Origin of the sequence: Arthrobacter sp. Bi83, assembly GCF_918698095.1 — a bacterium.
Lineage (GTDB): Bacteria > Actinomycetota > Actinomycetes > Actinomycetales > Micrococcaceae > Arthrobacter.
Genome location: NZ_CAKKLY010000070.1, coordinates 1 through 19,097, shown reverse-complemented (window position 1 = coordinate 19,097; position 19,097 = coordinate 1). Strand labels below are relative to the sequence as shown.

At 67.4% G+C, this 19,097-nt stretch carries 18 protein-coding genes; 6 read left to right on the top strand and 12 right to left on the bottom strand.

The window, feature by feature from the left end; translation table 11 throughout:
• Nucleotides 1-73: 73 nt before the first annotated feature.
• The 5 genes from LQ144_RS21220 to LQ144_RS21200 all read right to left on the bottom strand — a co-directional run bounded on the left by LQ144_RS21220 (nucleotide 74) and on the right by LQ144_RS21200 (nucleotide 5,939).
• The gene (locus LQ144_RS21220; RefSeq protein ID WP_230121225.1) at nucleotides 74-1,495 is read right to left on the bottom strand and encodes a GTP-binding protein; all 1,422 of its coding nucleotides are present in this window, start codon (nucleotides 1,493-1,495) and stop codon (nucleotides 74-76) included.
• Complete coding sequence (gene cysD / locus LQ144_RS21215; RefSeq protein WP_230121224.1) at nucleotides 1,495-2,442, bottom strand: sulfate adenylyltransferase subunit CysD; 948 nt, start codon at nucleotides 2,440-2,442, stop codon at nucleotides 1,495-1,497. Before cysD ends, LQ144_RS21220 begins: the two co-directional genes overlap by 1 nt.
• A complete protein-coding gene (locus LQ144_RS21210; RefSeq protein WP_230121227.1) occupies nucleotides 2,439-3,164 on the bottom strand; it encodes a phosphoadenylyl-sulfate reductase in 726 nt (241 codons plus the stop codon). The genes cysD and LQ144_RS21210 overlap by 4 nt, the downstream gene beginning before the upstream one ends.
• A 77-nt stretch (nucleotides 3,165-3,241) precedes the next feature.
• Complete coding sequence (locus LQ144_RS21205; RefSeq protein WP_230121223.1) at nucleotides 3,242-4,981, bottom strand: nitrite/sulfite reductase; 1,740 nt, start codon at nucleotides 4,979-4,981, stop codon at nucleotides 3,242-3,244.
• 193 nt (nucleotides 4,982-5,174) lie between these two features.
• Complete coding sequence (locus LQ144_RS21200; protein WP_230121222.1) at nucleotides 5,175-5,939, bottom strand: CbiX/SirB N-terminal domain-containing protein; 765 nt, start codon at nucleotides 5,937-5,939, stop codon at nucleotides 5,175-5,177.
• Between the two features lie 60 nt (nucleotides 5,940-5,999).
• Here LQ144_RS21200 and LQ144_RS21195 point away from each other — a divergent pair, with 60 nt between their 5' ends.
• Together LQ144_RS21195 and LQ144_RS21190 are read left to right on the top strand one after the other, a co-directional pair.
• Nucleotides 6,000-6,671 carry a trimeric intracellular cation channel family protein gene (locus LQ144_RS21195; protein ID WP_230121221.1) on the top strand — a complete coding sequence of 224 codons (672 nt, stop codon included), beginning with the start codon at nucleotides 6,000-6,002 and terminating at the stop codon, nucleotides 6,669-6,671.
• A 14-nt stretch (nucleotides 6,672-6,685) separates the two neighbouring features.
• On the top strand, nucleotides 6,686-7,108 hold the full coding sequence (locus LQ144_RS21190) for a hypothetical protein (RefSeq protein WP_230121220.1): 423 nt from the start codon (nucleotides 6,686-6,688) through the stop codon (nucleotides 7,106-7,108).
• A 150-nt stretch (nucleotides 7,109-7,258) separates the two neighbouring features.
• Here LQ144_RS21190 and LQ144_RS21185 read toward each other — a convergent pair whose 3' ends face one another.
• From LQ144_RS21185 to LQ144_RS21170, 4 genes are all read right to left on the bottom strand, one after another.
• The gene (locus tag LQ144_RS21185) at nucleotides 7,259-8,116 is read right to left on the bottom strand and encodes a DUF559 domain-containing protein (RefSeq protein WP_230121219.1); all 858 of its coding nucleotides are present in this window, start codon (nucleotides 8,114-8,116) and stop codon (nucleotides 7,259-7,261) included.
• Between the two features lie 384 nt (nucleotides 8,117-8,500).
• Nucleotides 8,501-9,601 carry a polyprenyl synthetase family protein gene (locus LQ144_RS21180; RefSeq protein WP_230121218.1) on the bottom strand — a complete coding sequence of 367 codons (1,101 nt, stop codon included), beginning with the start codon at nucleotides 9,599-9,601 and terminating at the stop codon, nucleotides 8,501-8,503.
• A 9-nt stretch (nucleotides 9,602-9,610) separates the two neighbouring features.
• Nucleotides 9,611-10,957 (bottom strand): geranylgeranyl reductase family protein, encoded by a 1,347-nt coding sequence (locus LQ144_RS21175; protein ID WP_230121217.1) that lies wholly within the window; start codon nucleotides 10,955-10,957, stop codon nucleotides 9,611-9,613.
• A 4-nt stretch (nucleotides 10,958-10,961) separates the two neighbouring features.
• Nucleotides 10,962-11,738, bottom strand: coding sequence for a demethylmenaquinone methyltransferase (locus tag LQ144_RS21170; protein ID WP_230121216.1), 777 nt, complete (start codon nucleotides 11,736-11,738; stop codon nucleotides 10,962-10,964).
• A gap of 91 nt (nucleotides 11,739-11,829) precedes the next feature.
• On the opposite strand from LQ144_RS21170, the gene LQ144_RS21165 reads away from it, so the two are divergent.
• From LQ144_RS21165 to LQ144_RS21150, 4 genes are all read left to right on the top strand, one after another.
• On the top strand, nucleotides 11,830-13,230 hold the full coding sequence (locus LQ144_RS21165; protein ID WP_230121215.1) for an isochorismate synthase: 1,401 nt from the start codon (nucleotides 11,830-11,832) through the stop codon (nucleotides 13,228-13,230).
• A gap of 221 nt (nucleotides 13,231-13,451) precedes the next feature.
• On the top strand, nucleotides 13,452-14,261 hold the full coding sequence (locus tag LQ144_RS21160; protein ID WP_230121214.1) for an ABC transporter substrate-binding protein: 810 nt from the start codon (nucleotides 13,452-13,454) through the stop codon (nucleotides 14,259-14,261).
• 102 nt (nucleotides 14,262-14,363) lie between these two features.
• A complete protein-coding gene (locus LQ144_RS21155; protein WP_230121213.1) occupies nucleotides 14,364-15,155 on the top strand; it encodes an amino acid ABC transporter permease in 792 nt (263 codons plus the stop codon).
• 11 nt (nucleotides 15,156-15,166) lie between these two features.
• Entirely contained in the window at nucleotides 15,167-15,970 is an 804-nt protein-coding gene (locus LQ144_RS21150; protein ID WP_230121212.1) for an amino acid ABC transporter ATP-binding protein, read from the top strand.
• Nucleotides 15,971-16,053: 83 nt separating this feature from the next.
• Here the strand turns inward: LQ144_RS21150 and LQ144_RS21145 are convergent, their stop codons facing one another.
• The 3 genes from LQ144_RS21145 to menD all read right to left on the bottom strand — a co-directional run bounded on the left by LQ144_RS21145 (nucleotide 16,054) and on the right by menD (nucleotide 18,873).
• On the bottom strand, nucleotides 16,054-16,848 hold the full coding sequence (locus tag LQ144_RS21145) for a hypothetical protein (RefSeq protein WP_230121211.1): 795 nt from the start codon (nucleotides 16,846-16,848) through the stop codon (nucleotides 16,054-16,056).
• 9 nt (nucleotides 16,849-16,857) lie between these two features.
• Nucleotides 16,858-17,022, bottom strand: coding sequence for a type IV toxin-antitoxin system AbiEi family antitoxin domain-containing protein (locus LQ144_RS21140; protein WP_230121210.1), 165 nt, complete (start codon nucleotides 17,020-17,022; stop codon nucleotides 16,858-16,860).
• A gap of 171 nt (nucleotides 17,023-17,193) precedes the next feature.
• Nucleotides 17,194-18,873 (bottom strand): 2-succinyl-5-enolpyruvyl-6-hydroxy-3-cyclohexene-1-carboxylic-acid synthase, encoded by a 1,680-nt coding sequence (gene menD, locus LQ144_RS21135; protein ID WP_230121226.1) that lies wholly within the window; start codon nucleotides 18,871-18,873, stop codon nucleotides 17,194-17,196.
• Nucleotides 18,874-19,097: the final 224 nt, after the last annotated feature.

Below are 19,097 nucleotides of genomic sequence, written 5' to 3'. Positions count from 1 at the left end.
GTCCTGGGGGGGGCGGGCACAGAGAAGGCCCCGGTCCGGATAATTCCCGGGCCGGGGCCTCAGTCAATGCGAATCAGATGCTGTAGCGCTCGTCCTCGTGGTCTCCCGGGTGGTCGTTGACCAGTCCGGCAGCCAGCGTATTGCCGTCCAGCGGGTCGATCACCAGGAACGCACCCGTGCGGCGGTGGTGCAGGTAGTTCTCCAGCGGCAGCGGGGCGGCGAGCCGGAGCTGCGCGTGGCCGATGTCGTTGAGCTCCAGGCTGGATGCGCCCTCAAGCTTGAAGGTGGCGAGATCCAGCTTGCCGCTGACGCTGCGGACCAGGGCCTGCACGGTGCGCGTGCCGTGCTTGACCAGCACCTTGGCACCCTCGCGGAGCGGCTTCGGGGACAGCCAGCAGAGCGCGGCGTACAGGTCAGCCGAGCTTTCGCGGACGGTGCCTGCGGCGGCGATCGTGTCACCGCGGGCGACGTCGAACTCGTCGGCCAGGCGGATCGCCACGGACTGCGGCGCGACGGCTTCGTCCAGTTCGGCACCGGCGAAGTCGATGCCCGTCACCGTGGTAGTGCGGGGGTCCTGGCCGGGGGTCAGCACGCTGACCTTGTCCCCCACCTTGACCGAGCCCTCGGTGATCTGCCCGGCGTAAGCGCGGTAGTCGCGGTACATCTCCACGTCGAGTCCGCCGGCAACCGCGTCGGGTGCCAGCGCACCCTGCGGCCGGACCACCAGCTGCACCGGGAAGCGGAAACTTTCCAGGTGGCTTTCCAGCTCGTCGGCGGCGGGCAGGGTCTCAAGCACCTCGAGCAGTGCCGGGCCGGTGTACCAGGGGGTGCGCTCCGAGCGCTCCACCACGTTGTCGCCGTCGAGCGCGGAAACCGGAACCACCAGCAGGTCGGTGATGCCGTCAGCGCCGAGGCCGAGCTCGCGGCCCACCTTCTGCACGTCGGCTTCGATCTCGCGGAACACGCTTTCGCTGAAGTCCACCAGGTCGATCTTGTTCACGGCCACGATCACGTGGGCTACGCGCAGCAGCTGCAGCACGGACAGGTGCCGGCGGGTCTGCTCCAGGACACCCTTGCGGGCGTCAATGAGTACGACGACGGCATCCGCAGTGGACGCGCCGGTCACCGTGTTCTTGGTGTACTGCACGTGCCCGGGGCAGTCCGCGAGGATGAAGCTGCGGCGGTCCGTGGCGAAGTAGCGGTAGGCGACGTCGATGGTGATGCCCTGCTCGCGTTCGGCGCGCAGGCCGTCGGTCAGGAGTGCCAGGTCAATGCCGCCGGCCGAGCCGCCAAAGCCACGGTCCGCAGAGGTCCGGGCAACGGCGTCGAGCTGGTCGGCGAGGATCGCCTTGGAGTCGTGGAGGAGGCGGCCCACCAGGGTGGACTTGCCGTCGTCGACCGATCCGGCGGTGGCGAAGCGGAACAGCGAGGCGTGAGCGAGGGGTGCCTCGTCAAGAAGGGCCGCCGCGCGGGCTGTATCGATTTCGGTGCTCATTAGAAATAGCCATCCTTCTTGCGGTCTTCCATGGCGGCCTCGGAGATGCGGTCATCTGCACGGGTGGCGCCACGTTCGGTGATGGTGGAGGCGGCAACTTCGATGACGACGTCGCGCACGGTGGCGGCAGCTGACTCAACAGCGCCGGTGCAGGACATGTCGCCCACAGTGCGGTAGCGGACGGTCTTGGTGATGACTTCCTCATCGGGGCGGGGCTGGGACACTTCGCCCACTGCGCGCCACATGCCGTCGCGGGCAAAGACCTCGCGGTCGTGGGCGTAGTACAGGCCGGGCAGCTCGATGTTTTCGCGCTCGATGTAGCGCCACACGTCCAGCTCGGTCCAGTTGCTGATGGGGAACGCGCGTACGTGCTGGCCAACGGTGTGCCGGCCGTTGTAGAGGTTCCACAGCTCGGGGCGCTGGTTGCGCGGATCCCACTGTCCGAATTCGTCGCGGAGGCTCAGGATGCGCTCCTTGGCGCGGGCCTTGTCCTCGTCGCGGCGGCCGCCACCGAAGACGGCGTCGAACTTGTTGGACTGGATGGCGTCCAGCAGCGGGACGGTCTGCAGCGGGTTGCGGGTGCCGTCGGCACGCTCGGCCAGTTCGCCGCGGTCGATGAACTCCTGGACAGAGCCGACAACCAGCTTCAGGCCGAGGCGCTCAACGGTGCGGTCGCGGAAGTCGATGACCTCGGGGAAGTTATGGCCCGTGTCGACGTGCAGGACCGGGAAGGGAACCTTGCCAGGCCAGAAGGCCTTGGTGGCGAGGTGCAGCATCACGACGGAGTCCTTGCCGCCGGAGAACAGCAGCGCAGGCTTCTCGAACTCGGCGACGACTTCGCGGATGATATGGATTGCCTCGGACTCGAGGGTGTCCAGGCTGGAGAGGCGCGTGGAGGCTGCGACGTCAGTCACCTGGGTGGGCTCCTCAGTTAAGAAAGTGCTCATACGTGTAGTCCGCATTCTGTCTTGTTGGTTCCTGCCCAGCGGCCGGCGCGGGGGTCATCGCCGGGTGCCACCTTGCGGGTGCAGGGCTGGCAGCCGATCGACGGGTAGCCCTGGGAGAGGAGCGGGTTGACGGGAAGGAGGTTGTCATCGGAGTACTGGACCAGCTGATCGAACGTCCAGGCCGCAACCGGGTTGACCTTAACCAGGCCGTTGGCTTCGTCCCACGTCACCAGGGGGGTGTTGGTGCGCGTGGGGGCCTCGTCGCGGCGGACGCCGGTGAACCAGAGCTCGTAGCCGGCGAGGGTGCGGCGCAGCGGAGCCACCTTGCGGAGGGCGCAGCACTGGGCGGCGTCGCGGGCAAAGAGGTCCTTGCCCAGGAGCCGGTCCTGCTGCTCCACCGTGTTCTCCGGGAGCACGTCCACCACGTTGACGCGGAGGTTGGCGGCCACCTCGTCACGCGTGGCATAGGTTTCCGGGAAGTGGTAACCGGTCTCGAGGAAAAGAACGTCGACGCCGGGAAGCTGGTCCGCCACAAGCGCCGGCAGAACGGCGTCGGCCATCGAGCAGGCCACGGCCACGGCGGGCAAGTCGAAGTTGCGCTCAACCCAGGCGATCACGTCGCGGGCCGGGGCGTCCCAGCCCAGCTCGGCGGCGCCGGCCTCGGCCAGTGCCTTGAGCTCCTCGACGGAGCGCTTGGCAGGGGTTTCAACCGGCTCAACCACGGGGTCAATCCCAAAAGAGGGGCCACGGCCGCCGGGGTCCCCGGCCGAGCTTGCGAGGTTGGGGAGTGGCTGGGGATTCACTGGAGTGCCTCCTCGTCTGCTGCGTGGGCCCACTCGGCGAAGGTCTGGCCTTCGGCGCGCTCGGCCACGAACTTGCGGACAACCCGCTCCACGTAGTCCGGCAGGTCCGCGACGTAGACCTTCAGGCCGCGGACGGTACGTCCGAGGCCGGCCTCTTCGCGGTCCGACGAAGCCAGCCCGCCGCCCAGGTGGACCTGGAAACCCGGGGAGGGGTCGCCGTCGGGCGTGGGAAGCATCATGCCCTTGAGCCCGATGTCCGCGGTCTGGATGCGGGCGCAGGAGTTGGGGCAGCCGTTGATGTGCAGGGACAAGGCATTCGGCAGCTGTCCGCTGTCTGCAAGGTCCGCGAGGCGGCGTTCCAGCTCGGCGATCGCAGTGGCTGCGGTGACCTTCGTTTCCACGATGGCCAGCTTGCAGTACTCGATGCCGGTGCAGGCAATGGTGCCGCGGCGGAAAACGGACGGCCGGGCGGAGAGGCCCAGGGTGTCGAGCTCGGCGACCAGCGGTTCCACCTCGTCCTTGGGCACGTCCAGCACAACGAGCTTCTGGTGCGGCGTGGTGCGCAGGCGGTAGGAGCCGCGGGCCTCGAGGGTGTCCGCGAGCTTCACCAGCTGCGCGCCGGAGAGGCGGCCTGCAATAGGGGTGGCGCCGATGAAGAACTTGCCGTCCTTCTGCTCGTGCACGCCCACGTGGTCGCCCGGCGTGGCCGGCTTGGGTGCGGCGGGGCCGTCGGCGAGCTTGTAGCCTAGGTATTCGTCCTCGAGGATCTGGCGGAACTTCTCGGGTCCCCAGTCGGCCATGAGGAACTTCAGGCGGGCCTTGGTACGCATGCGGCGGTAGCCGTAGTCGCGGAAGATGCTGGTGACGCCGAGCCATACGTCGGCAGCCTGCTCGGGCGTGACGAACGCGCCGAGGCGCTTGCCCAGCATGGGGTTGGTGGACAGTGCGCCGCCGGCCCAGAGGTCGTAGCCGATGCCGAGTTCGGGGTGCTTGACGCCCACCAGGGCGAAGTCATTGATCTCGTGCACCACGTCCTGGCTGGGGTGGCCCGTGATGGCGGTCTTGTACTTGCGCGGCAGGTTGGACAGGATCGGGTTGCCGATGAACCGCTCGCTCAGCTCGGCGATGAGCGGGGTGGGGTCGATGATCTCGTCCTTGGCGATGCCGGCCACCGGCGAACCCAGGATGACGCGGGGGACGTCGCCGCAGGCTTCCGTAGTGGACAGGCCGACGCCTTCGAGCCGGTTCCAGATCTCAGGGATGTCCTCGACCCGGATCCAGTGCAGCTGGATGTTCTGGCGGTCGGTGAGGTCCGCGGAATCGCGGGCGAACTCTACCGAGATGTTGCCGATCACGCGCAGCTGCTCGGTGGTGAGCGCGCCGCCGTCGATCCTCACGCGGAGCATGAAGTACTTGTCTTCGAGCTCGTGCGGCTCAAGCGTGGCGGTCTTGCCGCCGTCGATCCCGGGCTTGCGCTGGGTGTACAGGCCCCACCAGCGGAAGCGGCCGTGCAGGTCCTGGCCCGGGATGGAGTCGAAGCCGTCCTTGGAATAGATCGACTCGATACGCTCGCGGACGTTGAGGCCGTCGTCTTCCTGCTTCCAGGTTTCGTTGGCGTTCAGCGGCGTGGTTCCGTCCACCTTCCACTGGCCGTGAGGCTTTGCGGCGGGGCGGGAGGCACGGGCTGGGCGCGCGGGCTTGTCCGTGGCCGCTCCGGCTAGAGCTGTATCAGTCATGCATCGACTGTAGGGCCGCCCGGAAACCCGTCACAAAGGCCCCGGAAACGCTAAGTCACCTAGGGAAACATTTCGTCATGAATCGCCGAAGGGCCTTGAACAGCCGTCCCGCCTGTGCTTCGGGCTCGCGGCGGAATCACCCCTGCGAAACCAGCCCTGCGGGGCGTCAGGCCGGAACGTCAGTGCCGGGGCGTCAGGCCGGAGCGTGCTGCGCCGCAAGCGCCGCGTCGTAACGCTCCAGCGCGATCTCGGCGAGCACAGGCGACGGCAGCAGCGGTTCCGTCACCAGGTCCGCCCCGGCCTTGGCGAGCTGGTCATGGAAGAAGCCCGGCGCCAGGAGGTACGACGCAATGACCACGCGGCCACCCAGATCCACTGCCCCGGCGGACTCCCCCGCCCCGGCACCGCCCGAGGCCTCCTCGCGGAGCATGGCGACGGCATCGGGGACTGACGGCTTGGCGGAGGCGCCGTAAGCGGGCAGGATCCGGTTGGAGCGCAGCGCGCGGAGCTGGCCGGCGAGCTCCTCAACGCTGAGCGCGGCGTTGGGGTTCGAGGAGCCTGCGGCGGCGAGGACGATCGCGTCGTTGTCGGTGACGCCGGCCTCGCGGAGGCGCTGGTCCAGCAGCGCTGCCAGTCGCGGGTCCGGGCCCAGGGGCGCTGCCGCGATGCTGCCGGGCCGGCTCTTGACGGCCCGCGCGATGTCCACCTTCACGTGATAGCCCACGCTGAGCAGGAGCGGGACCACCACGGCGGAGGGGCCGGCCGATCCGCCGTCGGGGTCCTCAGGAAGTCCGGCCACCACGTCCACAAGATCGGGCTGCTGGACGTCCACATAGGCCTCACGGACGTCGAGTCCCGGGCGGAGCGCCGCGATGCCGCCGCGGAGGGCGTTGACCTCGGCAGCTCCCTGCGCGTTGGACGTCCCGTGGGCACAGGCGATCATGATCGGGCTATTCATAGGGGCTAGCGTAACGTTGGAGCCGCACTGTCCGCCCCTTGAAATAAGCCGGGACGCTCCATGACATTCCCTTTTGACATCGCCCTGGTATGGCTGGACTTGGCCGGTATCTTCTTCTTCGCCGTCTCTGGATCGCTGCTTGCGGCGCGGAAACAGTTCGACATCATCGGTTCCCTCCTCCTCGCGTCCATTGTTTCGCTCGGTGGCGGCGTGATTCGCGACATCATCCTCAACACCGGTCCGCCGGCTGCCTTCACCAACCCGGCCTACCTGGCGCCTCCTGTGCTGGCCACCGTGCTGGTGTACTTCCTGTTCTCCAGCGTCCAGCGCTTCACCTCCCTCCTGATCCTGTTCGACGCCGGCGGCCTGGCCCTGTTCTGCATCACCGGCACGCTCAAGGCACTGTCCTCCGGGATGAATCCGGTTGCGGCCGTCCTACTCGGCGTTACGACGGCGGTGGGCGGGGGCCTGCTGCGCGACATCACCGCCAATGAGGTGCCCCAGCTGTTCGACCCCAAGGACATCTATGCTCTCCCGGCCTTCACCGGTGCCGCGCTGACCACCGTGCTCTGGGTTTCGGGGGCCTTCAATGCGGTGACCGCGTGTGCCGTGGCGGCCGTGGTGTTCGCCTTCCGCGTGGCTGCCTGGCGCCGTTCGTGGCACGCTCCGCTGGCCGTCCGGGGGTGGCACCGGCTGGGGCTGGACTCGGGAAATTCTAGGGGCCGGGATTAGCTAGGATAAGAGCCATGACTGACATGTTCCTCGAGAAGTTCCGCGCGCTTGTTCCGAAGTATCTCGAAGACGAATGGCAGGAAGAGGACGGGCTTCCCGACGCGGAGCTCGACGCGGAACTCGCCGAACATCAGTTCACCATCCCCCTGGTGCTGCGCGAGTTTTACCTGGCCCTCGGCGGGTGCGAGGACCTCATGGAGGCCTACCACTACTTCTGGGACCCCGAGGAACTCGAGGTTGACGACGAAGGCTTCCTCATGTTCCTCGAGGACGAGGAGGAAAACTTCACCTGGGGCTTCCGCATCGGCGACCTCAGCGTCCCGGATCCCATCGTGTACCGCCGCAACAACGCCCGCGGCCAGTGGAAGAGCGAGGAAGGCACCTTCTCGGAGTTCGTCTTCGACATGTTCGACTGGGCGTTCAACGACGAGGACTGAGGCTCCGCCTCCGCCGGCGCTTCCTACTCCGCCGCCCTCCTGACCTCGAATGACGGTCTGGTGGCAACAACACGCCGTGGCACCTGCGTGTCTCCGAGGACGGACCGTCAAAGAAGGTCACGACGGCGGCACCCCCTCGGGCGCGGCGGGTCACCAGCCGGGGGCGAACCAGCCAGGCGCGAACCGGCCCAGGGCTCGGAGCCGGAGCACCGCCTGGACCTGCTCCACCATGGCCGTGGGGTGGTGCACCACATCGTCGTAGTAGTAGCGCAGGGTGAGGTGGCCGCCAAGCATTCCAACATTGTTCCTGCGATGGTCCTTCTTGACCTGCCGCGGCTCAAAATGCGAGGAGCCGTCCAGCTCCACCACGACACATTCCTCCACCAGGCAGTCCACCTCGCCCACGCCTGGCAGGATGACATGCATCCGGACGCGGAGGCCCGCCCCGACGAAATGGGTGTGGGCCAGGATTTCCAGCACCGAATCTGCCCTCGGAATGAGCAGGTCCAACACGGCGCGGGCCCTCCCGTTCCTGTTACCGGCAAGCTTTTTCCTGACGAACGCTGCCGAGATCTGGCCGCTGCCAGTGGCGGACTGCACCAGCACCAGTGCATCCAGCTCCGGCAGGCACCTCAGCGCGTGGAGAAGCACGTCTGCCAGGCCGGCCACAGGATAGGCCGGATGCGGGGCATGAGTGCAGGGCGCGTGGTCAACGACACCCGCCTTGGGAACGCCGTTCCCGCAGCTCAGGTGGAATGCTGCCTCCGGACGCAACGTCCACAGGTTGTAGAAGCGCGCTGCCGAGATGCACGTCAGCCGGGCGTTGGCGCGAAAGGCGGCCAGGACGCCGTCGTCCGCGTTGCGCGTCGCGTAGACGCCGCGAAATGGACGATACAGCTGGCCGGCGCGGACCGCACTGTCGAGCTGGAGACGCCGGAAGCCGGCCTGCAGGAGATCACTGCGCTTGACTGCCCCACCCCGGTGCCGGACAAATCCGAGAAGCTCCATGGAGCCATCGTGGCCAAGGTCCGCGGCGCCGGCTACCGACCGGTGGCCCTATGTGGACAATCCCTGGCTGCCGCTCCCGAACTGCTTTCACGCCCGATCGGTCGCGGCGCGCCACCTCGCCGGCGTGTCCCGGGCCCCCACCGTCCGAACAGGGTCACGACGGGAGCAGCAAGACCGTGACAGGCTGGTTAACAGCGGATTTGATGTTTATGACAAAGCTGTCATAGACTCATTCACGGATCCACTAAACGCCTCCGGTGGATCTGATGCGAACGGAGAAACGGCCCCGGTTCCTGGCAGTGTGGCGCTGCAGGGAACCGGGGCCGTTCCGTTTAAGCCCGTGTGGCCAAGCCCTTGTAGCCAAGCCTGTAGCCGGGGACGGAGCTAGCTCGCGCGGTCCACCACGGCCCGGGCGAAGCTGGTCAGCGAGTCCTTCACCACGCCCTCCGGCAGAGGGGCAAGGGCAGCAATCGCTTCGTCCGCCCAGGCCCGGGCAACAACCCACGACTCGGCGGTCACGGGGTGCTCGCGGAGGCCGGCAACAGCTTCGGCGAGTGCCTCGTCCGAGGTGAGGTCGCCGTCGATCAGTTTGAGAAGTTCGACGGCGGACTGGTCGCCATTCGTCGCAGCGCTGCGCAGCAGCAGCACCGGGAGGGTGGGAACGCCTTCGCGCAGGTCCGTTCCCGGGGACTTGCCGGACTTCACCTTGATGCCCGTGACGTCGATGACGTCGTCGGCCAGCTGGAAGGCCACGCCCACCTTTTCGCCATACTCAACCAGGAGCTCCTCGTAGGCTTCGTCGGCACCTGCGAAGATCGCGCCGAGCTGGCCGGAGGCAGCCACGAGCGAGCCGGTCTTGTCCGCGATGACCGAGAGGTAGTGCTCCACCGGGTCCTCGTCGGGGCGCGGGCCAACGGTTTCGTGCAGCTGGCCCAGGCACAGCCGCTCAAAGGTGCGGGCCTGGATTCCCAGTGCGCGCGAGCCCAACTCGGACACCAGGATCGACGCACGGGCGAAGATGAGGTCGCCGGTCAGGACGGCCACCGAGTTGCCCCAGACCTCGTGTGCCGTGGGGGCGCCGCGGCGGAAGGGTGCCGAGTCCATGACGTCGTCGTGGTACAGCGTGGCCAGGTGGGTCAGTTCCACCACCACCGCGGCCTGCACCACGGCGGGCAGCGAGGCGTCACCAAGGTGGGCGCAGAGCAGGGTCAGCAGGGGGCGGATGCGCTTGCCGCCGGCTTCCACGAGGTGGCGCGACGTTGCGTCAGCCAGCGGATCCGAGTTGGCGATGGCTTCGCGGAGTTTCTTCTCCACGCGCGCCAGGTTGTTGGTGATCGCAGGCCCGAGTTCGGGGTCCCCCGCAATGGCCGCGAAGCCTGCCGGCAGCTGCAGTCCGGTGGCGATGGCGGTGGTGTTGAGGCTGGGTTCGGACGTCGGCAGGCCATGCCCGGCGTGCGTCCAGCTGTGGTTCGCGGAGTTGGTCACGGGTTAACCCTAACTTTTTGTTGCGGAAACCGCTGATTTGAGGCCGGACGGCGGCTGGACAGACGAATTGGACGTGGCCGGCACCAGCAGCTCCAGCACCCGGATCACCCGGTCCTCGAAGCCTTTGGCGGACGGGTCGGTCAGGTTGGCCAGCAGCCGGACCACGAAGCGCATCAGCACGGGGAAGGGCATCCCGGTCCGCAGGGCGAGCTTCATCACCGCGGGCTTGCCGATCAGCGCGGCAAATGCGCGCCCCAGCGTGAAGTGCGATCCCCACTGTTCCCGCACATAGTCCGCATACCCCGCGAGGCGGGCATCGGCGTCGGACGCGTTCCAGCCGCCGGAAGCGGGCCGGCTGGAAGCCAACCGAGACGTGTCGATGATGAACTCGGCCGCGAAGCGGGCGGACTCCATGGCGTAGGAGATGCCCTCGCCGTTGAACGGGGACACCATGCCGCCGGCGTCGCCGAGCAGCAGCAGGCCGGGCGAGTAGTGCGGCGTGCGGTTAAAGCCCATCGGCAGCGCGGCGCCGCGGATCTCGCCCACCTGGTTTTCGGGCGTGAAGCCCCACTCGGCAGGCATGCCGGCAGTCCACTCACGGAGCACCTGCTTATAGTCGAGCTTGCCGAATTCCTTGGACGAGTTGAGGATGCCGAGGCCCACGTTGGAGGTGCCGTCGCCCACGCCGAACACCCAGCCATAGCCGGGCAGCAACTTGCCGTCGCGGCCGGGAAGCTCCAGCCAGCCCTCCATCCAGTCGTCGTCGTGGCGCGGCGACGTGAAGTAGGTGCGCACCGCGACTCCGAGCGGGCGGTCATCGCGCTTTTGGATGCCGAGCGACACGGCGGTGCGGGTGGAGTTGCCGTCCGCGGCGAGCACGACGTCGGCGGTAAAGTCGCGCGTCTCCCCCGTCTTGCGCCCGGACTCGTCCAAGAGCGCTGCGCGGACGCCGCTGACGCGGCCGTCCTCGCTGCGGAGCGCTTCGGTGACGCTGTGGCGTTCGAGCACCACGGCGCCCGCGGCCTGCGCGTGCCGGGCCAGCTCCTCGTCGAAACCGAGGCGGGTACGGATCAGGCCATACTGCGGAAAGTCGGACACCTCGGGCCAGGGAAGTTCGATGGAGCGGCCGCCGGCGAGGAGGCGCAGGCCCTTGTTGCGGCGCCAGCCGTCCTCTTCAGGGTGCGGCAGGCCGAGCTTCTGGATCTCCCGGACGGCCCGCGGAGTGAGGCCATCGCCACACACCTTTTCCCGCGGGAAGCTGGTTTTTTCGAGGACCGTGACATCCACGCCGGCCTTGGCGAGGTAATACGCAGCGGTGGATCCGGCCGGGCCTGCGCCGACAATCAGTACGTTCACGGTGTCAACGGGCGCCGCGCGGGATGTTGCGGCGCAGCTTGGCCACCGGCCCGGTGTGGGCGGCGATTGCGGCAGCCCCGCCGTCGGCCAGCGGCTTGTGCGCGCGGTGCACCGCCACGATTCCGCCGCTGAGGTTGCGGTAGGTCACGTCTTCCCAACCGGATTCCTGCAGCCACGCGGCGAGGTGGTCCTGGTCCGGCCAGGCGCGGATGGATTCAGCGAGGTACACGTAGGCGTCCGGGTTGGAGGACACCTTGACAGCGATGGCAGGCAGCGCACGCATGAGGTATTCGGTGTACATCGTGCGCCACAGCGGCACTACCGGCTGGGAGAACTCGGCGATGACCACCTTGCCGCCGGGCTTGGTCACCCGGAGCATCTCGGCCAGGGCCTTCTTGGGCTCGTTGACGTTGCGCAGGCCGAAGGAGATGGTGCTGGCGTCGAAGGTGTTGTCCGCGAACGGCAGGTTGGTGGCGTCACCGGCGATGAAGTCGATGTCCGGGCGGCGGCGCTTGCCCACCTTGAGCATCCCGAGGGAGAAATCGCAGGCCACCACATCTATGCCTGCATCGGCATATGGCTCGCTGGACGTGCCTGTTCCGGCGGCCAGGTCCAGCACGCGCTGGCCTGCCCTCACATCCATGGCTTCCACCACGACCTTGCGCCAGCGGCGGGTCTGCCCCATAGAGAGGACATCGTTAACGACGTCGTATTTAGCTGCGACGTCGTCAAACATCGTGGCTACTTCGTCCGGACGCTTATCCAAGGATGCTCGGTTCACCCTGACAATCTACCTGAATCTACCGTTTTGTATTTGCCGCCACGGGTAGGAACAGGCAGCTTCAAGTACCGGAGAGTACTGTTGATCCATCATGACCAGAACGCTCCGCACCTTGACAGTCCCTTTGGATGGAGAATCGACTCCCGGGGGGCTGCCGTCGTATCTGGTGCGGGACGATGTCCTCTGCTGGACCCGCCGCGAAGCCGGCCTTGTGGGCTTCGGCGAGGTGGCACGGTTCACGGCCACCGGCCCGGAGCGCTTCCTGGAGGCCGACATCTGGTGGCGTCACCTCGTCATCGAGGCGGACATCACCGACCACGTCGAATGCCCGGGCACCGGCCCGGTGGCCTTCGGCTCGTTCGCGTTCTCCAAGGTTTCGGCCCACGAGTCGCGGCTGATCGTGCCGGAGATCGTGGTGGGCCTCCGTGACGGCCGCACCTGGCTCACCCAGATAAGGGCCGACGACGGCGAACTCACCGAAGAGGGCGCCCTCGCCGCACTGAACGGGTGGCTGGAGGCGTCCGGGCCCGCCGCCCCTGGTTCCTCCGCTCCTGGTTCGTCCGCTCCGACCGCCTCCCGGGGTACCCCCGCTGCCTCCCGTGGCGACGTGCCCGCTGAGGCGGGGACCGCCGTCGGGCGTTCAGAGACTGCCACCCTGCAGACCGGTTCTCTGAGCGAAGAGGACTGGATGACCGCGGTCGCCGCCGGGGTGGCCGAAATCCGCACCGGCCGGCTGGAGAAGCTGGTTCTTGCCCGGGACGTCGTCGCCACAGTCCCGGACGGCGTTAACGCGGCGGAAGTGCTCCGCGAGCTCGCCGTGCGGTACCGCGAATGCTGGACCTACGGAGTGGACGGGCTGGTGGGTGCCACGCCCGAAATGCTGATCCAGGTGGAAGGCCGCACAGCGCAGGCCCGCGTCCTGGCGGGAACCCTGGACCGCCGCGACGCTGTCGGCGAGGCCGGGCTCCCGCTGGACTATGCCGAGCGCGTGCTGGCTGGCTCCGAAAAGCAGCGGCACGAGCACGAGATCGCGATCCAGTCACTGACCACGCAGCTGGCGCCATTCTCGGAGGCGATGAACGCGCACAGCGAACCGTTCATCTTGGAGCTCCCGAACGTGTGGCATCTGGCGTCGGACGTCAAGGCGGAGCTCACCGAGGTGGAGGGGCACGTCCCCACGTGCCTTGCCCTGATTAACGCGCTTCACCCCACGGCGGCGGTGTGCGGCACGCCAACGCAGGTGGCCGGTGCCCTGATCCGCAAACTCGAACACCTGGACCGCGGGCCGTACGCCGGGCCTGTGGGGTGGCTCGATGCCGCGGGGAACGGCGAATGGGGCATCGCCCTGCGCGGAGCCGTCATCGAATCACCGAACACCGTCCGGTTATATGCCGGCTGCGGAATAGTCGAGGGATCGCATCCGGAGGCCGAGCTGGCGGAGACGTGGGCCAAGTTCCGTCCGATGCTGGAATCGCTGGGCATCGGCAGCTAGGGCTACCGCAAAGCCAGGGTAGGACTGGGCTAAGCGGGCGGGGTGGCGTAGATTGACAGAGTCCGGGATTCCAGACACGTGACGGTGCCAAGGTCTTGAAATCCGGTGTGCTTTAGTTGTCCAATGGTGAAACTAAGTTTTCTGTGATGCACATCTCTTATTCAGAGATACACTATGAACCGCTTTAGACCCGCATACTCCTGCAACAAAAGGTAAGAAACATGCAGCTCAAGTCCCTTGCCACGGCCAAGCTCAGCGCCAAGGCCGCCGCAATCCTCGCTGTCGGGGCCCTGAGCCTCACCGCATGCGGCGGGGGCGGCTCGGCTCCCGCGGCAAGCAGCAGCACTGGCAGCGTTCAGCTCATCAACGCCGGCAAGCTCACTGTCTGCTCGGACATTCCCTACGAGCCGTTCGAATTCCAGAAGGACGGCAAAAACGTCGGCTTCGACATGGACATCGCGGCCGAGCTCGCCACGGATATGAAGGCCGAGCTCAACGTGGTGGACAGCTCCTTCGAGGCTATCGAAACCGGGACGGCCCTGACCCAGTGCGACGTCTCGATCTCCTCCATCTCCATCACGGACACCCGCAAGTCCGTCATGGACTTCTCCAACCCGTACCTGAACGATGACCTGACCCTGGTTGCCACCGAGGCGTCCGGCATCACCAACATCGACAGCGCCAAGGGCAAGAAGGTGGGCGTCCAGCAGGCCACCACCGGTGCGCAGTACGCCAAGGACAAGGGCCTCGACGCGCAGCAGTTCGAGGACACCGGACTCCTGGTCCAGGCCCTCAAGGCAGGCACCATCGACGCCGCGCTCGGCAACCAGTCGGTTCTCGGCTATGCCATCAAGGACGATGCCAAGATCAAGCGCGTCGAAAACTACGCCACCGGTGAGAAGCTCGGCATCGCCATCAAGAAGGGCAACACCGCCATGGCTGATCAGGTCAACTCGACCCTCAAGCGCCTGGCCGACGGCGGCTCCTTGAAGAAGTACGAGACCACCTGGTTCGGCGAAGCAGCCAAGTAAGCCAGCGCTTCGGCCTGAGACCTACGCAGCCGGGGCCCCGTTCAGGATCTGCTCAGCAGTCCGTGCGGGGCCTCAACTGCGCAAAACGAATGTGAGCACACCATGGCAATGACCGCACGTCAACGAGCCAAAGTCAGTCTGTACATCCAAGCCGGAATCTTCGTCGTGGCCGTGGCCGCTCTGATTCTGGCAACGGACTGGAAGACCGTCGGCAACAGCGTCTTCAACTTCGGCAAGATCGGCCCGATGTTCCCCGGAATCATCCTCGTCGGCCTGAAGAACACCCTGATCTACACCGCGCTGGCGTTTGTCGTCGGCCTGTCCGGCGGCCTCCTGCTGGCACTCATGAAGCTGTCCACCTTCCCCCTGTACCGCTGGATTGCCACCGGCTACATCGAATTCTTCCGCGGCGTGCCGGCGCTGCTGGTGTTCATTGCGTTCGGCTACGGCGTGCCACTGGCCTTCGGCGTTTCATGGGACGTCAACATCGTGGTGATGGTTTCCCTCGGCATGGTGGCCTCCGCCTACATCGCCGAGACCCTGCGCGCCGGCCTGCAGGCCGTTCCGAAGGGACAGATGGAAGCCGCGCGGTCGCTCGGCATGCCGATGTGGCGGGCCATGGTCACCATTGTGATCCCGCAGGCCTTCCGGATTGTGCTGCCCCCGCTGACCAACGAGGTCATCCTGCTGACCAAGGACTCCTCGCTGATCTACGTGCTGGGCCTGACCGCCTCGCAGTACGAGCTCACCAAGTTCGGCCGTGACGGCATCTCCAGCTTGGGCGCGGGCCTCACGCCGCTTCTGGTGGCCGGTGCGTTCTACCTGGTGATCACCATCCCGCTGAGCCTCCTGGCCCGGAAGTTCGAAAGCCGCTCCGCGCGGACCAAGCGATAGGCAGAGAAGTCATGAACGACGTCGTAATTCCCTCCCGCAACCACACCGGGTCTGTCCATGCCGCCGGGGTCTCCATCAAGGACCTGCGCAAGTCCTACGGCTCCAACGAGGTCCTCAAGGGCATCAGCCTGGACGTTGCCCCGGGCGAGGTTGTCTGCCTGATCGGCCCGTCCGGCTCGGGCAAGTCCACGCTGCTGCGCTGTGTCAACCTTCTGGAGCAGCCCAACGAGGGCACCATCCACGTGGGCGGCTTCGAGGCCACTGACCTGGACGTGGACATCGACAAGATGCGCCGCAAAGTGGGCATGGTGTTCCAGCAGTTCAACCTTTTCCCGCACCTGAATGCGCTGCGCAACTGCACCGTGGCGCAGACCAAGGTGCTCAAGCGCTCCCAGGCCGAGGCTGACAACGTGGCCCAGGCCAACCTTGACCGCGTGGGGTTGGGGCACCTCGCCGACCGCTTCCCGGACCAGCTGTCCGGCGGCCAGCAGCAGCGCGTGGCCATCGCCCGGGCGCTGAGCATGGACCCCGAGCTGATGCTTTTCGATGAGCCCACGTCCGCTCTGGACCCCGAGACCGTGGGCGATGTCCTCTCTGTCATGCGGAACCTGGCCAAGGAAGGCATGACCATGCTCGTGGTCACGCATGAGATGGGATTCGCCCGGGAAGTCGCCGACCGCGTGGTCTTCATGGACGGCGGCGTGGTGGTGGAGGAAGGCGTGGCCGAGCACGTCATCAGCTCGCCCACGCAGGGCCGCACCAAGGAATTCCTCAAGCGCGTGCTGGACCCGACGCACATCGAGATCGCAGAGTAGGCTTCTTCGCTGCGCTTCTCGCTTGACGCTGCGCAAATGCCCTGACGCTACTGGAATTCCGGTAGCGCCGGGGCATTTGCGTGTCACGGGGGAATTTGCGCATCCGCTGAACGGGCACGACGGCGGGGCACGCCGGCCGTCGCCAGCTTCCGTTCCAGTCGCCCGGGGGTCATTAGGTCCGACCAGATCCACCGGACAACGGCACGACCGGTCGCCCGGATCCGGTCCTCCCTGTACTTTTCATTGACCACGGCTTGGGACGGGCTCCGGCCTTGGAGGTACTCCGGCTTCAGGTACTTGTCGACGCCGTCGAACTCGCCGGCAACCCGGACGCCGCGCCAGTAGTAATCTGCGTAACTAACGAGCCCATCCGCATCACGGACCTCGTACTGCAGGACCGGCGGCTCAAAGCCCTTAATGCTCATGAGGGCACGGCCGTACGACTCTCCCGCTGAACCAGAAAGCGGATCCGCAAAATCAACGGCCGCCGCGATCCTGCGGGCGGCCGCGGACGTGTAGTTTCCCTCGACACCAGCCAAAAGCGCTTCCTTGGACAGAGCCGGTAACCCCTTCCCCTTGTCCGGCCTGAGCACGTGGTCCGGCGGAACGATGGCCTCGGCAAAGGACGTGAACGCCGCGAGATCCAGCACGGTGCGTACCCGTCCGGTGACCAACAGTCCCTCGCGCCGGACCGCCGTCAGGCCAGCCGGATCCGCGTAGTGCCGGCGGACACCGGCACGGGACCGGCCGCCGTCGTTCTGGAGAGTCAGGGCATGCACCACTTCCTGGCGGCCAACCGTGGGGATGCCCCAGACGCTGGCTGCGGAATGGCGGGCAAACACCGTGGGTGAACCGCAGGTTTCCGCTGCGGCACTCACCCGTAGCCGCTATTGCTCCCAGGGTTTGAGGGCATGCCAGGCGACCCCATCCACGTACACGCCGTGCCGGATCCTGACCAGCGCACCGGCATTGGAGCGCCGCGCGAGGTCCTTGGGTGTCAGCCCCTGCTGTATGTGATCGCGGGCGAGAATCAGTCGCGGCAGTTCGGTCATGGATGGAACAATCGCAGCTTTGGGCAGCGCCGAACAGCGGCGATCGGGGCTATGTGGAAAATCCGGCCGACGCCCTTTGACGACGCGCACCTTGCTCCGCGACGCGCACATTGCCCCGCGCCCATGGAATTCCCGTAGCGTCAGGTATTTTCCGCGTCGAAGGGCGGAAAGCTAGTCCGCAAGCACGCCCGCCACGGCCGCGCTCACTGCCGCCTTGATCCGTGCGTGCAGGGCACGGAGGTCGTGCCGGTCGGTGCGCACCTCGATGATGGTGCGCCCGGCGAAGGGTGCGGCAAGCGCTTCGGCGAGTCCCGCCGTCGTACTCACCGCGCAGTGCCCGACGCCGTACGCTGCGGCGAGTGCCGCAATGTCCACTGAGTGCGGGGTGCCGAAGAGGCGTTCGACGGCGTCTCCGTAGCCGCCTGCCTCCGCCACCGCGCCGTGCTCCAGGAGGCTGAAGATGGCGCCGCCGGAGTCGTTGAGCACCACGATGCGCAGGTCGGGCTGAGCTTCGTCGGCGCCGAGGAGGAGGCTGCCGGCGTCGTGCAGGAAGGTGACGTCGCCCAGCAGCAGGGTGGTTTCCTGGTGGCCGCCGAGCGCGATGCCGGTGGCGGCGGAGATGGTGCCGTCGATTCCGGCGAGGCCGCGGTTGGCGAAGACTGTGGCCGACGGTCCGGGGGCGGGCTGGCCGGCGAGGTCGGCGTCGCGGATGCCGTTGGACGAGCCGAGGACCAGTTGGCCGCGCGAGTGCTGCCAGACGAGGGCGCCGACGGCCGGGCCGGTCGCCGCTTCGGCGTCGGCGAGTATGCCGTCTATGGCATGCTGGGCGGCGGCCCCCGCAAGCAGCCAGGCGTCGAGCCACGCCGAGGAACCGCGGCCCGCGAACTCCGCCAGTTCGGTCAGGCTTGTGATCGGGGTTTCGCGGCGGCGGCCCGGCTCGTGCCAGGCCACCGGGACGGGCTCGTACAGGGCGGCGGGGATGTCTGCCCGGGCCAGCAGTGCCGAGACGGGCCTGGAAAGTGTGGGACGTCCGAACACCACCGCGCGTTCGATCGGCTGCGCTGCCTCGGGGCCGAAGTGCTCCAGCAGCAGCCGGTACGGGCCCACAGCGTTCGGTCCGAACCGCGAGTTGGACGACGGCTCGGCCAGCAGGGGAAGGCCGTGCGCGCGGGCGAACGCCTCGGCGACCGGCCCGGCGTCGTGCCCTGCGAGCACTACTGTGCGGCACTCGGGCAGATCTGACGTTGTGTGCGTCAGGGTCATGGTGAGCGGCTCGGTGCCGATCCGGAACGTGCCGTGTCCGCGCTGTTCGGGCAGCCGCTCCCCCGCCTCCGGGACCAGCGGATCGCGGAACGCAAGGTTGAGCTGCACGGGCCCGGGCGGCGAGTCCTCGAAGGCCCCCGTGGCGGCGGTGAGGGCTGTGTCCACGGCGCGCTGGGGGCTGTCGCCGGCTGGGACGTCGACGGCGAAGCGCACGTGCTCGCCGAAAAGGTCCAGTTGGACGGTGGTCTGGTTTGCGCCGGTGCCGCGCAGCTCCTCCGGCCTGTCGGCCGAGAGCACGACGAGCGGCACAGCGGCGTGGTTGGCTTCCATGACCGCAGGCAGGAGATTCCCGACGGCGGTCCCTGAAGTGGTCAGGACAGCCACCGGAGCGCCGGTGGCCAGGGCAAGGCCCAGGGCGGTGAAGCCGGCGGAACGCTCATCGATCCGGACCAGCAGGTCCACCCTGCCCGCCGCCGACGCTTCCGCCAGCGCGTACGCCATGGGGGCCGACCGCGAACCCGGTGCGACCACCACGTACCTGACACCGCCGTCGAGCAGCGCGGCGACCGTGATTCTGGCCGCGGCCATCGATGTCAGACGGCTTTGGGGGCCGGCCAGCGGGGTGGAGTGCGTCTCGCTGCCCTGGCCGGCGGGCGGGGTGGAGTGCGCTGGAATGCTGACGCTGCCCGCACGGGCCTGCCTCGTAGGTGCCGCGCTGCCGGCGACGGGCCCTGTGGGCCTGGAGATAGCGGGCGCGGAAGGCTCGGTTTGGTCCTCGGAAGTCACCGAACCAGTCTGCCACCATCCCAACC